The sequence below is a fragment of the Pedobacter sp. D749 genome, assembly GCF_019317285.1.
Lineage (GTDB): Bacteria > Bacteroidota > Bacteroidia > Sphingobacteriales > Sphingobacteriaceae > Pedobacter.
The window spans coordinates 2436821-2451422 of sequence record NZ_CP079218.1 but is presented as its reverse complement, the minus strand read 5'-3'; the positions used below and the strand labels follow the sequence as shown (position 1 = coordinate 2451422).

The following is a 14602-nucleotide window of genomic DNA, read 5'->3' as shown; positions in this document are numbered from 1 at the left end:
CCTTGAAATTGAATTAAGTAACTAGCAGATTACCGTGGTACATCTTACCGGTGGGGTATGATGGTCATCTGTTTGTTCAGTGTGTGTAGGTTCTGATACATTACCTAAACCACCTGATAAACGCATCGCAACTTCACTGTCAATACTGGTTACAAAACTTTCTAACTGAAGGTCTTCTAAGCTCAATGTGATTTTTTCTGATTGATTTTTCATAAAATAAGTGATTAAATATGATGCCTACTGGTGGTTACGGGGTTTCGGCTTATCCCCGGTTGCAACAGTACTAAGATAATCAATTGCAACTATGTTGCAAAATAAATAATATATTTATCGCTACATTGTTGCAATTAAATTTAGGCCAGATTTATTAAAAACTTAAGGCATTTGCTTAATAGGAGACAGGAAGAAATGAAGAGATAAAAAGACAGCTGAGTTATTTTCGCTTTCCAGATGCGATGAATACAATTACACCCGCCACTAAAATAATACCACCTGCGTAAGGAGGCCAATTCACGGACTTTTCTTTATCGGCAGAAATTTGAATGGGGCCGGCATCAACCAGCTTTTCTTTTTTGGTATAGGTAAAACCTGTCCAGATCAGCATAGCAATGCCTACAACGATTAATATAATTCCTAATGTTCTGTTCATAATATTTTATTTCTATCAGAACAGTAATCGCTTCGATAAGTTTTTATTAGAATTTATAACCCAATGAAATCTTGCTTGCCAGATTTATATTTTCGGCTATTTCAAATGAAAGCGTAATTTTTTTTACATTTAAGAAGTAGCTAAGGTTCCAAGCTCCAGAGCCTTTAATTATTTTATCAAGATCTGCGAGATCACCGTATCTAAAACTGTTAGCTAGTCTTGGTGTTCCACCGATAAAAAGCCTGAAAGCATGTCTAATATCATGATTACTTCTTCCTCTAAAGATCACTTCTGTCGATAAACCTGTGGTCCAAAATCTTTTCCTATTTGAAACACCTGCATAATTGTAAACTTTACCACTATAAATTTCTTCCCTAAAATCAGCGTACGCTCCACTTTCGGCGCTTAAAGAGTTTTCCCAATTGATAAATCTGAAATCTGTATTTCCATTAGCAGACATGCTATTCAAGCCTATAGAAGTTCTCAGGCCAAAGCCATACATGGTTTTGTTAAAAGCAGAAGGGTAATCTGAATTAGTATCATTAACATTATCTGGATAAGTATTTTCTGCACTGCCCATATAACCAAATACGCCATAAGCAATATTAAATCCTTTAAAAGTATGGGCACGATTGATATTCAGCATACCCAATTCAAATGAAATACTACCATTTCCCGGAGAAGATGCCCCGGCAAAACTTGCTGATGCATGTATTAAAGATTTAACACTGTCGGCTTCCATCGGACGAGGCAGATAGCCCATATTATTTCCAGGTAAAGCAGGGCTAAGGTATGTTCTGCAAGAACTTGATAAAATGATTAAAAGCAGAGAAAAAAGGAGAGCATTAATTTTAGTTTTCATTTTTATTTATTCGTCAAAAAAATCAACCAACCCACCCAGGAAATATTCCTGAATGCCTGAGGTAAAATCTTCATAATCTTCATCAGGGATATTGGTTTGTTTAAACTCCAGTGAAGTTCCTTTTTTATCTTCGTGAAGTTTGATGGTAACAATAGAAGGTTCGTTTTCTTCTCCAAAGTACCATTGCTGCACAATCTGTTTACCGTAAGTAAATTCGATGTTTTTGCCCGTAATATCTCCGTCCCAGAAAGAAAATTCTGTTTCTGGTACTTCTTCAAACTCCACTTCAGCACCTGTCCATAATTTTATGCTGGTTTCTTTGGTAAGGGCTAAATAAACTTCTTCAGGTGGTGCAGGTATGTAGGTGTATTTTTTAAAATCTTTCATTTTCTTCTATATCTATTGTTTCTTGATTTTTAATAATATTTTCTTCTTGTTCCAGATTATTAATTCTGAAATTTTCATTTAAATCCTGAATTACTGCCTTTCTCCATTCCGAATCGGGATAAGAAAATACAAAGGTTTGTTTAACACGTTCCGATTTTAAGAAATAGGTAATCCAAATAGCAGCAAAAATACCAATTCTGAATACAGAATAAAATTCTGAAGCTCCCAAAATCTCGTTATTTACCAGCTTATTGATATAGATACTCGCTGTAGTATCTAATAAAGTAATTAAGAATGAAAAAATAAGGAAGGCAATGTAATATTTTGGAAAAAAATCCCTTCGTTTATAAAATGATACTAATATAAAAATGCTGAAAACAAATAACATCACATTAAATACAACTGTAAATATTACCGACAAATTAAGTAAAAGCGAATGTGCATTTAGTTGAATGCCTTGCCATATCTTATCAGTGTAAATACCTTGTTTTAATGCCGAAACCAGTATAATCAGTGGATTTAGTGTAATGCCGATGCCTGGTATAGCTAACCAGCCCCCCAATCTCCATGCATTTTTAATAGAATCCAGATTAACTTCTGTTTTTCTGGTGTAAAGATAAATGGCAATAAATGTGGAGAGTAAAAGTGCCACAAATCCGATTCCAAGTAATTTGAGATTTAGTCCGTCATTTTCAATGGGGCCTGTTCCACCCCAATAAATGCCATAAGATAGTGTATTAAGTATTTCTTTACTATCCTTTATATAATCGTTTATGCTATTAGTTTGTAAAACAGGAGTGAAATTTTGATAATAATACGTTAGTGTTAAAGTATTGAATTTCGCGTTGGCACTGTATAAAAACCTGTAATTCTCATTGTCGATATTTATATTTTCATTCTCGAAATTCCAAATTTCAGGCAGGATAATCCTTACTTCCTGTTCAATGGTACATGGAAATTTTAACGAGAGCGGAGCATTTCTAAATTTCTTGATCGATACAATCTGTTCATTAATCAGATCGCCATAAAAGTAAGCCAAGCGTTTTGATTGGTCAGTTTCGCTACGTGTCCATAAACTATCTATTTCATACGTTTCAGTTACAGATATTATATTTTCAGCTTCATTATCTTTGATCTCAATCGGATCTTTTATGGTTAATCCAGGATAAAGATTTGAATAATACTTTACATAAGATTTTTCAATATTATCTGCTCCCTCATTGTTTAAATTGTCTCTAAAATTATCAGCATAATTGTTCGAATAATCACTGGTAATGCGAAGCGTAGATTTACTTGTTCCAGAGGTATCGCCAACATTAAAAACTACTAATGATTTTAGCTTACCAAGGTTCTGTTGAGCAGTTTCAGTTAATTCTTTATTGCCATCCTTTATCACCAGAACTTTTGCGGTGTATGGAAAGTAATTATTAAAAATAGGTCCACGCTGATTGGCAACAGTTGGATCGATGTAAATTTTTCTATCGTCAAATTCTGCAACTACTGTCTCATGATTAAACACGCTGGGGCTAGGTAACAATGATGCTGTTTCTTTCTTAAGATAAGTATTAAGAAATACCGAATATGCGTTAATACCATTAGCTTTTAATAAATTACATAACAAAGTTGATTTATCTTTGCAATCTCCGTATCGTTGCTTTAATATCTTTTCTGGACTATTTGGGCGGTGCGAATACTCACCGATCTCAATGCCCATGTACCTTATTTCATCCTGCACAAATCTTGTTGCCAGTTCAAGATACTTTTCTTTATTTCCCTTAGCTTTAAGTTTTAATTCTGCTACTTTTTCGTTTATAATGGGAGAATTTTTAGCGTTAAATTGTTGTAAACTCAGTCCCCAGTCTACAATTTCTTGCCAATTGTTATATTCTGATATTTGAACCCTTGCAAATGGATCAAAATCGGAAGGCTCAAAATCATTTGATGGGTAGGTTTTTGACATTGAATTTTGCCACTCAAAAACATTTAAGCCTTTTACAACAGATCTTTTTAAAGGAGGTACACTATTAAAATTCTTAGTTCGGATATTTCTGCCTGGTTTAAAAATGATGTTGTTATAAACGTTAACAATCTGACTGCTACCTTCGAAATAAATGGTGTTCGAGTACTTAGGAAACACGGGATTACTTCCCTGGATCGTGTACGCATATTCAATCCGATCACCCTTTCTAATGTCATCCAATATTAAGTAAGCCGTATATAAGCCACTGTATATAAACCGTGATAATTCTTTTTCATTTTGCAGGATTTTGAAATTCTGTAAATTGAGTTTATCCATTGGCTTATTGCCGCGCCAGATTGTCAATTTATGAAATACGAGCTTTTCGTAACTTGGATCATAAGAAACAGATATCTCAGAGCCATTTTGAACACCGGTACCATTACTGATTTCTCTTATAATGTGCGAATACTGTTCTTTTGTTTCTAAATTGTTCTGTTTTTCAAAAAGAAAAAGATAATATCCATCCTGAATATTTTTGTAAGCTGGTTTACTGTTTACCACCTTTACTGTTTGTAGCCAATCAGGTAATTTCGCATTTATAGCAACCTTTCCTTTTTGCGCAAAAGCCAAATTGGCCATCGCTAAAATAATACAAACTGAGAGCGTAATTTTTTTTATCATATCTATTTAAACGCATTTAATCCGGTCACATCCATTCCCGTAATCAGTAAATGTATATCATGTGTGCCTTCGTAGGTAACCACCGATTCTAAGTTCATCATGTGGCGCATAATCGAGTATTCCCCGGTTATGCCCATGCCACCAAGCATTTGGCGGGCATTACGCGCAATATCCAGTGCAATTTCTACACTGTTTCGTTTGGCCATTGATATTTGTTCAGCCGACGCCCTGTTTTCACTTTTCAATACGCCCAGACGCCAAACCAACAGCTGACCTTTAGTAATTTCAGTCACCATTTCGGCCAGTTTCTTTTGTTGAAGCTGAAAACCGCCAATTGGTTTTCCGAACTGAACACGCTCTTTTGAGTAACGCAAAGCGGTATCGTAACAGTCCATTGCTGCGCCTAAAGCGCCCCATGCAATCCCATAACGTGCCTGATTTAAGCAACCCAATGGTCCTTTTAATCCGCTGATTTCGGGAAAAATATTTTCTTTTGGAACTTTAACATTGTCAAATACAAGCTCACCGGTTGCCGATGCACGTAAGCTCCATTTGTTGTGCGTTTCGGGTGTAGAAAATCCCTCCATTCCCCGCTCTACAATCAAGCCCCTGATTTTTCCAGCTTCATCTTTTGCCCAAACCACAGCAATATCCGCAAATGGTGCATTGCTGATCCACATCTTTGCTCCATTTAGAATATAATGGCTACCGGCATCTTTAATGTTGGTTACCATGCCCCCCGGATTGGAGCCATGATCAGGTTCTGTTAAACCGAAACAGCCCATCATTTCGCCGCTGGCTAATTTAGGGAGATATTTTTTACGCTGTTCCTCAGTTCCATAAGCATAAATCGGATACATCACCAACGAACCCTGAACGGAGGCTGTAGAACGGATACCTGAATCGCCACGTTCTATTTCCTGCATCAAAATTCCATAAGCCGTATAATCTAAACCTGCTCCACCATACTCAACCGGAATGGTAGGGCCAAAAGCACCAATATCGGCCAGGCCTTTTATTAAATGTTTTGGAAATTCTGCTTTTTGTGCGTAATCTTCAATAATTGGGCTCACTTCTTTTTTTACCCAATCTCTGGCCGTAGCACGGATTAATTTGTGCTCATCGGTTAATAATTCATCTAATAAATAATAGTCTGGCGCCTCGTACAGGTCTTTTTTTACTGATTTGCTCATGTAATTTCGTATTATCTGGTTAAGAAACCGCGTTCATTTCAAAGGTAACAATTTACGGCAAGGGGCATTATATTCATGAATAAAAATTTAATTTTGCAACTTACAGAACATACATGAACCATTTCAAACAAACAGTAGCTTTAAAAGATGTAAAATGTTTCGCCCTGCATGGTTATTATCCAGAAGAGCAACTGATTGGAAATCATTTTGTTGTAGATTTAGAAACAGAATTTACACCACAGGGTTTTGATGACGAACTGGCACAAACCGTTAATTACGAGGATTTGAATCACATCATCCTTGAAGAAATGAAACATACACAAAAGCTTTTAGAAAGTGTTTTGAAGAATATCATTTCGAAAGTGATTGAATTGTATCCCTTTGTTGAAACTGTAAAGGTGAGTATGAAGAAATTAAACCCACCAATGCCTGGCCAGATCGGGTATTCCTTTGTTAAGCTTACTTACAAATCAGCCAATTAAAATGAATTTTACGAAGATAAATGCTGAAATTTTAGCAGAAATTAAAGCTGCCATTGGAGCAGATAAAGTTTTTACTGATGCGGAAAGTTTAGAAAATTACAGTCATGACGAAACGGAGGATTTGCGTTACCAACCAGAGTTGGTGGTAAAGCCAACTTCGCCTGAAGAAGTTTCTGCTGTATTGAAAATCTGTAATGCCCACCATGTTCCGGTTACGCCCCGCGGTGGTGGTACGGGTTTAAGTGGTGCCGCTTTGCCGATTTATGGTGGTGTTTCCCTATCAATGGAAAAATTTAAATCCATCATCGATATTGATACCGAAAACTTACAGGCAACTGTTGAGCCAGGGGTTATTACTGAAGAGTTTATTAATGCAGTAGCCGGGAAAGGTCTTTTGTATCCGGTTGATCCAAGCAGTAAAGGATCTTGTTTTATTGGCGGTAATGTGGCGCATGGTTCTGGTGGACCAAGGGTAGTAAAATATGGCACTATACGCGAGTATATCTTAAATCTTGAAGTGGTTTTGCCTAACGGCGATATCATCTGGACAGGCGCAAATACTTTGAAGTATGCATCAGGCTATAATTTAACACAGTTAATGATCGGTTCGGAAGGTACTTTGGGGGTGGTAACCAAAATTGTAACCAAATTATTGCCAAAACCTACCCAGTCCGTTTTAATGATGGGCGCTTTCAGCACAAATGAAGATGCCTGTGCGGCGGTTTCGGCAATTTTCAGAGCTGGCGTTACGCCATCGGCTTTGGAATTTATGGAACGGAAAGGAGTGGAGTGGGTGATCAAGTTTGACGACATCAAATTTGATTTAAAAGATGGCGTGGCCGCTCTATTAATGATTGAGTTTGATGGTGATGATTTAGATGATATTTTCAAAAACTGCGAGAAAACAAATGTGGTTTTAGAAGAACACAACTGTACAGAAGTATTATTTGCAGATACTGCAGCTCAAAAGGAAGAATTGTGGCGGATGAGAAGAACCATGGCCGAATCGGTAAAATCCAATTCCGTATACAAAGAGGAAGATACTGTTGTGCCGCGGGCGGCTTTACCTCAACTCATTAATGGAATAAAAGAAATTGGCGCAAAATACGGTTTCGAAAGTGTTTGTTATGGTCACGCCGGTGATGGAAATCTACATGTAAACATCATTAAAGCCGGAATGAGTGATGAAGACTGGAAAAACAAACTCAAATTCGGTATTGCTGAAATATTTGAATTAACCACGGCTTTAGGTGGGACACTATCTGGAGAACATGGAATTGGCCTGGTACAAAAAGAATTTATGCCAATAAAGTATTCTGAAATCCACCTTAATTTAATGCGCGGAATTAAAACTGTTTTCGATCCGAATGGAATATTAAATCCCGGGAAGATTATGCCTGATTAATTTTTATTCGTCACCCTGAACTTGTTTCAGGGTCTTAATAGTAACCAGTATATTAAGATGCTGAAACAAGTTCAGCATGACGGGTTCTACTCAGTTATTTTAACTGCTCAAAAGCTAGCATTTTCTGCTTTTCTTCATCCGGGATAGCTGTAGGTTTACCTGTAACATAATCAACTGCAATGCAAACGGTTTTGCCTTTACTGCAAATTACTTCTTCTGTTCCTTTTAGTTTCACAATTTGGTAATCCAGGTCAAAACTGGTGTTACCAATCCTCGATGTTTTTACATGTATGGCGATTTTATCATTCATTACAATCGGTAAAATGTAATCCAGTTCTGCATGGGCAATCACGATTCCGGTTTTCTTCCAGTCCCATTTTATAATTTCTTCCCAATATTTGGATCTGGCAATTTCGAGATAGGTAAAATAGATAGAATTATTTACATGCCCCATCAAATCGAAATCAATAAAGCGCAAATGGATATTGGTTTTATAGTTGAATTTGTCTGAAAAAGCCCTGATATCTGTCAATTTGTCTTTTGATTTGGGTTTATTTTGCCAAAATGTCTTAAAAATCATAAATATTTGGTTTGGTATATAAGTTGAATATGGTGTATTGTCAATTTAAAAATTAAAAAAATAAAGAATAAGCGATATGACACTAGTAAATTTTAACAACAGAACCCGTAACACAGCTCCTTACTTTAACAATGTTTTTGATTCATTGTTTAGCGATGCAGTAAGTAAAAACAAATTGGTTGATAAATCACCAAATGTAAACATTCATGAAAATGAAACTGCTTATGTAATTGAGCTTGCTGCTCCAGGTTTGAAGAAAGAAGATTTTCAGATCAATTTGAAAAAAGATACGCTTTCTGTTTGGGCAGAAGTTAAAAAAGACGAAACCCAGGTAAGTAAAGACTTTACGCGTAAAGAATTTGATTATAGCTCATTTGCAAGATCATTTAATTTACCAGACAGTGCTGATGGTGATAATATTACTGCTGAATATAAAGACGGGATCTTATCAATTAACATCAGCAAAAAAGACGATGCTAAATTACAGCACAAAGAAATTGTAGTATCGTAATAAAAATATTCTCGAAAGAGGGTTTTTCATAATAGTTTAGTTTTTTCAAAGCTTATGAAGCTTGCATCAGGTGAATTTGATACAGATGCGATGGATAGTTGACGCAGGTTTCATAATAGGTTTAAGTTTAGGTTTATAGGGTTAATGCCGGATGGTATTAACCTTATTTTTTTGCTCATATCGTCATGCTGATTCATTTCAGCATCTTTTCTGCAAAACAGAAGCTTATTCCATGTAAAATCAAGATAGGGTGAAGAATCCCAGTAGTAGTATTTAGATTGATTTTAAGTTACATTCTTAAAATCACGTTAATCTCATTTTTCGTACTTTTGCGGCATGGAGAGAGAAATTCTGGATACAAAGCGTAAAGCACTAAAAATAAATCTTGACCCACGAATTTACGGCACTTTTGCCGAGATAGGAGCGGGACAGGAAGTTTCACGAAACTTTTTTAATGCTGGCGCAGCATCTGGAACAGTTGCCAAAACCATGTCGGCTTACGATATGACTTTTAGCGATGCCATCTACGGAGCAGAAACGAATGGCCGTTATGTAAGTCAGAACCGGCTTTTACAGATGCTTGATCATGAATTTGGCTTACTCAATGAGCGTTTATCAGGAGAGAAATACGAAAGCCGTACTTTTTTTGCCTTTGCTGATACCGTAACAACGCTAAATTACAAACGCACGAATGAACCACATGGTTGGGTTGGAATCCGTTTCCAAAATGAACCGGGTGGTTTACCAAATGAAATATTTTTTCACGTCCGTTTGTTGGATACTGACGTAAATATGCAACAGCGTGTGCTCGGTATTATTGGTGTAAACTTACTTTACGCAGCTTTTTACTATTATCAGGATCCTAAAATAATGGTAGAATCACTGGCTGATAACTTAACAATCGGATCGGTAGAAATCGATTTAATTTCAGTTAAAGGACCTGCTTTTCCAGGCGTAGATAATATACTGCTTAATCTGTATATGATTATGAAAGATTTTTCTGCCGCTGCAATTTTCGACGCCGACGCACACCCCCGTCAGGCTAAAGATCTTTTGTATAAAAAGGATATCATGATTTTGAGGACTAAATATGGTCAGAAATCATTGCCTAACTTTAATTTATTCAATAAAGCTACCGATCAGTTTAAACGTACCAATAAAGTAGAAGATGGGAACTTAGCGGTAATGATAGAGGTTTTGTTAACCAACGTTTTAACGGATGGACAAGAAACCCCTGATGATATTGACCTGGAAACAGTGGCTAAAAGAGCACAGGAAATGTGCGATACGGGTAATATCGTGATCGTATCTAACTTTACGCGCCACAACCGCTTGGCAAAATATTTGGCAAGGTGCAAGCCTAAAAGTGTTGGATTGGCAACAAACATCAATAACTTAAAATTTGTATTCAATTCTAAAAACTTCACCGGAGAAAACTACTCTGGCCAGTTATTGAGCTACGTAAACGATATGTTTAATACTAATGTGCGGTTATTTGCTTACCCTTTCCTAGATAAAAAGACCAATCAGGTAATTACCACAGAGAATATGCCAATAACACCAGAAGCTAAACCCTTGTTCGATTTTCTTTTGATAAATGGCTATATTACTGATATTAAGGATTATAGTGAGGACGAGGTGAAAACGGTGTAAATATTAATCTAATAAGCTTCGGCATCTCGACCGAAGTGCAATGTAGTGGAGAGATCTATCAACGCAAATTTTCATCGTTAGAAAATTAAAGTCTGCATAATTATTGAAGATTCTTCACTACATTCAGAATGACAAGAAGAGTTTAGTTTATTTATCTCCGTAATGACCAAATGCAGAGATTATGGTAACAGTAACGATGTTCTCTTCTATTTTATAGATCAATCTATCTTTCCGGTTTCCAATTCCCGTTTCAGGATGCTCTGATAGTTCTATAAAAATTTGGTTTATTCGCTTAACTGAAGCTTTGTCTCCAGATTTGTAATGTAATTCTAGATCTTTTTTTGCAAGCCTCTCAACTTCTATAAAATACTTTCCCATATATTATTAGGGCCTTTAATTCTCGTTACATTGCCTTTTTCTGCACTAGCAGCTCTTGCTTTAACTTTCGCCACAAATTCTGGATTGTAAGGACTTTCTTCTTCTTTTTGAAAATAAACATCTAAAGCTTTTAAAACAGCTTCAATTGCAGCCTCTTGTTTTTTATTTTTAGGATGTGCGATTATAGTCATAACAATTGTTGTATAATCAAAAATACGAACTTATTTAATCAGCTGTCAATAATAGATTACTGTTGAAAGGATAGACTCTAAATATTGGTTTTGTACGAGAATCAAATTCAAGAACTCAAATCCTTGCTAATCTGCAATGCTTCCTGAATAATTTGCTTTGGATAATTAGACATTTCTAAAATTTTGATTGCATTTTTAGTTTTAAGCGGACCTTCTTTTAGTTTATGATCAAAAATAAGCTCATTATCGGTTATCGTTTCGGTAAAATGATAAAGTTCATATTCTTTTGCAAGCATGTTGGACAATTCGATATCGTGCGTAGCCACAAAAGTGAGGTTTTGCTCACGGTTTAAATGCGATAATATGGCCTTTGCTGCTGCAATCCTTTCTATGGTGTTGGTACCTTTAAATACTTCATCCAGAATAAAAAGATTCTGATCGGGATTTTTAACTGCTTCAATCAGGGTCGACATTACATCAACTTCCTCTAAAAAATAGCTTTTACCCTGAAATAAGTTATCGTCGATTCTTATTGAAGTGTGCAATTTAAAAAATGGTGCTTTATATGCTTCAGCAAAACAAACATAAATGGTTTGAGCTAATAATGAATTGATAGCCACAGTACGGAGAAAAGTTGATTTGCCCGACATGTTTGAGCCTGTAATCAACATGCTTTTATGATCCAGCTTTATTTCATTTTCAATACAGTTATCGATCAACGGATGCCTGATACTTTTAATTTCAATTCCTTTATATGGTTCAGTAAATTCAGGTTCGCAGATCTGTTCACTTTCTTTTAATGAGGCTACGGCAATTGCCATATCTATCGACCCCACATATTGGTAGAGGTTTAAAATATCATCCTGATTATTTTCGATCAGCTTGATCAACTTAAAAAAAGTAAAGATTTCGATTAAGAAAATTGCTTTAATGATCTCGAACAGGTAAAGTGGTACCTGACTTAAATCGCCTTGACTATTTTGACTGAAATCCTGATAAAGAATGCCGATTCTTCGCTGAAATTTCCTGAACATCGGAATGGCGTTTTTTATTTTATCAGCCTCGAATGGTATTTTTTCTTTTACCAGTTTTCTCGAAACGTTAATCAAAATATTAAGCTGCGAGAGTGATTTGGTAAAAATAAGCAGGTGTTTTTTATTCCAATAGTTTAAATAAGTGGCATTAAATGTAATCAGCAGCAATACCAATATTAAACAGACTGAGACTTTAATGGATAAAATCAATAATACCACTAAAATGAGCAGATCTATGGAAAACCATTTAAACCAGGATGGTTTTTCAACCAATTTATTATTGAACAATAATACCACAGAATAGCTTTCGCTGCTGTTCAATTTTACCAGCTCGGCGCGAACTTTTCCTCTTATTTCTTGATTTGCGGCAAAGAAATCGGCCTGAGCTTTTAGTTTTTTAAGTTCCTCTAGGTTATTAGTTGGCTTTGCAAGTTTATTGTAGAGGAATTGTTGCCCTATTTTACTTGTGGTACGATCAATTTTTGCAAATAACTGATCGAAATCGATATCGGCCATGGTTTGGTGAGAAAGCGTATGAAATACTTTTTCCTTTACATAATTAGCGTACCAACTTGCTTTGTCGAAATTGATAGGTTCTGTTTTTTCCTTTCCCCAGCTGTTTTCAAGCTCTTTTAAAATCTGCTTTTTCTTTTTTCTCGAATCAAAAAAAGCAAATATCATTAAAAGTATTATGGCTGCAATGCCGAATAAAATATAGTTCATGTAAGGTGCTAAACGCACACAATATACAGGATAAATGCTTTTATTTTAATAACTTTTCAATTACCTCTTTATAACTATCGCTTACTGGTAATTCCTTATCATCAATAAATAAAGCGTTTTTTCTAATGGATGTAATTTTATTGATATTTACGATAAATGATTTGTGGATCCTTTCGAAATAAGCAGGCAGTTGTTCTTCTATACTTTTCATACTCATACGCACTACCGCGGCTTTTGGACTTGCAGAGGTATGGATCTGGATATAATCTTTAAGTCCTTCTACGTAAGTAATCTCATTAAAACTAATCTTCATTAAACTGTAGCCCACATTTACAAACATATAATCCTGTTTGGGTAAGTTGTTATGTTCTGCCGATTGTTTGAGTTCGTACAGGTCTCTAGCTTTATTGCAGGCTTTCATAAAACGATCAAGCGATACCGGTTTCATTAAATAATCCACCACATCGAGTGCAAAGCCATCCAAAGCATATTGTTTATAGGCAGTAACAATAATCACCATGGGCTTTTTAACCAAGCTCTGGATAAATTGTAAGCCGGTAATACCCGGCATCTGGATATCGATAAAAATAAGGTCTATCGATTGTTCCTGCATCATTTTATTGGCAGCAAAAGCGTCATCACAACTAGCTACCAGCCCCAAAAAAGGAATACGGCTGATGTTGTCAGCCAGTAATTGCAGGGCTAAAGGCTCATCATCAATGGCTAAACATTTTATCATACTGTTAATTTTAAAGTGAGGTAAACATTAAACCAGCCATCTTTTTTCTCTATTTCCAGCTGATGCTCTTTGCCATAAAGTAAATTTAGCCTTCTGCTTACATTCGCAAGGCCAATGCCCGATGCAGCATCTTTTACCTCATTTTCATCTTCGCTAAATTTATTCCGGACAGTAAATGTCAAAAGTTCGTTTTCTGTTTTTAAATCAACAAAAATCTGCGGTTTTTCGATCATGCCAACGCCATGTTTAAAAGCATTTTCAATAAACGGGATCAGTAACATAGGTTCAATTTCATCAAACTCTCTTTCTATATCAATGTTTGTTTCTATTACTACTTTTTTGCCGAAGCGCTGTTTTTGCAGATCTATATAAGCCTGCAGGTATTCGGTTTCCGTTTTGATGGATACTTTTTCTTCATCGGTTTCATAAAGCATATATTGCATCAAACCGGATAATTTCATCACCGTTGGCTCCAATTCGTTACTTTTAAGCCTTACCAGTGCCACAATGTTGTTTAAAACATTAAAAATAAAGTGCGGACTGATTTGAGAACGTAAAAATGAAAGTTCGGTTTTCATGTTCTCTTGTTCGCGCTGCAAAGCTCTTTTCTCTTCATTAATCCGGTCAGAAATCATGGTAAAAGCGGTACTGGCGGCAATGGTCAATAAAAATGTTGGTGTATTAAACCAAAGTGTACGGCCAAGGTTAAAATCAAAATCGGGCAGTAAAATCCTGAATAATATAGAGTGAATGGTAATGGCCGAAAGTAAACAGCCAACAAACGATAAGCCATACCACAAATATTTCTTTCTGTAGAAAAATGATGGAATTAAAACCTTATTATTTAAATAAAATATAGCAATCCAATAAAAATAACTGATGAAATTTAAGCGAAGGAACTGGTTTTCTTCGTAACTGCTTAGTGGGTGAGGGGGACGGCTACGGTTAACATTAATGATATAAGGTAAAGTGATCAAAACCACCCATACCAGAATATGGAGGGTAATTTTTATCCACTTTTTGGAGAAATTAATTGTCATTATTTTTTCTTTGGCGCTTTGCATCGCTAAGTTATTATTTATTATGTTTTTACGCTTTGTCACGTTGAATTTATTTCAGGGATCATGTTAAAATGCTTTAAGATCCCTGCCTGCGCGGGGATGACGCGAGCGCT

General features: G+C 35.9%; 16 protein-coding genes. 4 read left to right on the top strand and 12 right to left on the bottom strand.

The window, feature by feature from the left end; genetic code table 11:
- Positions 1-21 precede the first annotated feature (21 nt).
- From KYH19_RS09860 to KYH19_RS09835, 6 genes are all read right to left on the bottom strand, one after another.
- On the bottom strand, positions 22-213 hold the full coding sequence (locus KYH19_RS09860) for a pinensin family lanthipeptide (RefSeq protein WP_088302624.1): 192 nt from the start codon (positions 211-213) through the stop codon (positions 22-24).
- Between the two features lie 220 nt (positions 214-433).
- Positions 434-649: a hypothetical protein gene (locus KYH19_RS09855; protein WP_121284879.1), complete on the bottom strand. Its 216-nt coding sequence runs from the start codon at positions 647-649 to the stop codon at positions 434-436.
- Positions 650-695: 46 nt separating this feature from the next.
- Positions 696-1511: a hypothetical protein gene (locus KYH19_RS09850; RefSeq protein WP_219078562.1), complete on the bottom strand. Its 816-nt coding sequence runs from the start codon at positions 1509-1511 to the stop codon at positions 696-698.
- A 6-nt stretch (positions 1512-1517) separates the two neighbouring features.
- Positions 1518-1898: an SRPBCC domain-containing protein gene (locus KYH19_RS09845; RefSeq protein WP_132397801.1), complete on the bottom strand. Its 381-nt coding sequence runs from the start codon at positions 1896-1898 to the stop codon at positions 1518-1520.
- Positions 1885-4539 carry a DUF3857 domain-containing protein gene (locus KYH19_RS09840; protein ID WP_219078561.1) on the bottom strand — a complete coding sequence of 885 codons (2655 nt, stop codon included), beginning with the start codon at positions 4537-4539 and terminating at the stop codon, positions 1885-1887. The genes KYH19_RS09845 and KYH19_RS09840 overlap by 14 nt, the downstream gene beginning before the upstream one ends.
- Positions 4540-4541: 2 nt before the next feature.
- Entirely contained in the window at positions 4542-5732 is a 1191-nt protein-coding gene (locus KYH19_RS09835; RefSeq protein WP_121284875.1) for an acyl-CoA dehydrogenase family protein, read from the bottom strand.
- Between the two features lie 113 nt (positions 5733-5845).
- On the opposite strand from KYH19_RS09835, the gene folB reads away from it, so the two are divergent.
- Positions 5846-6214, top strand: a complete 369-nt coding sequence (gene folB, locus KYH19_RS09830) for a dihydroneopterin aldolase (protein ID WP_219078560.1) — start codon at positions 5846-5848, stop codon at positions 6212-6214.
- Position 6215: 1 nt separating this feature from the next.
- Positions 6216-7619 (top strand): FAD-binding oxidoreductase, encoded by a 1404-nt coding sequence (locus KYH19_RS09825; protein WP_219078559.1) that lies wholly within the window; start codon positions 6216-6218, stop codon positions 7617-7619.
- A 94-nt stretch (positions 7620-7713) separates the two neighbouring features.
- Here KYH19_RS09825 and KYH19_RS09820 read toward each other — a convergent pair whose 3' ends face one another.
- Positions 7714-8199: a thioesterase family protein gene (locus KYH19_RS09820; RefSeq protein ID WP_219078558.1), complete on the bottom strand. Its 486-nt coding sequence runs from the start codon at positions 8197-8199 to the stop codon at positions 7714-7716.
- 76 nt (positions 8200-8275) lie between these two features.
- On the opposite strand from KYH19_RS09820, the gene KYH19_RS09815 reads away from it, so the two are divergent.
- Together KYH19_RS09815 and KYH19_RS09810 are read left to right on the top strand one after the other, a co-directional pair.
- Positions 8276-8710, top strand: a complete 435-nt coding sequence (locus KYH19_RS09815; RefSeq protein ID WP_219078557.1) for an Hsp20/alpha crystallin family protein — start codon at positions 8276-8278, stop codon at positions 8708-8710.
- 336 nt (positions 8711-9046) lie between these two features.
- Entirely contained in the window at positions 9047-10363 is a 1317-nt protein-coding gene (locus KYH19_RS09810; RefSeq protein WP_219078556.1) for a nicotinamide mononucleotide adenylyltransferase, read from the top strand.
- A 147-nt stretch (positions 10364-10510) separates the two neighbouring features.
- On the opposite strand, the gene KYH19_RS09805 is transcribed toward KYH19_RS09810, so the two are convergent.
- The 5 genes from KYH19_RS09805 to KYH19_RS09785 all read right to left on the bottom strand — a co-directional run bounded on the left by KYH19_RS09805 (position 10511) and on the right by KYH19_RS09785 (position 14468).
- The gene (locus KYH19_RS09805) at positions 10511-10741 is read right to left on the bottom strand and encodes a type II toxin-antitoxin system YoeB family toxin (RefSeq protein WP_219078555.1); all 231 of its coding nucleotides are present in this window, start codon (positions 10739-10741) and stop codon (positions 10511-10513) included.
- A complete protein-coding gene (locus KYH19_RS09800) occupies positions 10723-10932 on the bottom strand; it encodes a DUF2683 family protein (protein ID WP_219078554.1) in 210 nt (69 codons plus the stop codon). The genes KYH19_RS09805 and KYH19_RS09800 overlap by 19 nt, the downstream gene beginning before the upstream one ends.
- Positions 10933-11039: 107 nt before the next feature.
- Complete coding sequence (locus KYH19_RS09795) at positions 11040-12689, bottom strand: hypothetical protein (RefSeq protein ID WP_219078553.1); 1650 nt, start codon at positions 12687-12689, stop codon at positions 11040-11042.
- Positions 12690-12729: 40 nt separating this feature from the next.
- The gene (locus tag KYH19_RS09790; protein WP_219078552.1) at positions 12730-13428 is read right to left on the bottom strand and encodes a LytTR family DNA-binding domain-containing protein; all 699 of its coding nucleotides are present in this window, start codon (positions 13426-13428) and stop codon (positions 12730-12732) included.
- Positions 13425-14468 carry a sensor histidine kinase gene (locus tag KYH19_RS09785; RefSeq protein WP_219078551.1) on the bottom strand — a complete coding sequence of 348 codons (1044 nt, stop codon included), beginning with the start codon at positions 14466-14468 and terminating at the stop codon, positions 13425-13427. Before KYH19_RS09785 ends, KYH19_RS09790 begins: the two co-directional genes overlap by 4 nt.
- Between the last annotated feature and the right edge of the window lie 134 nt (positions 14469-14602).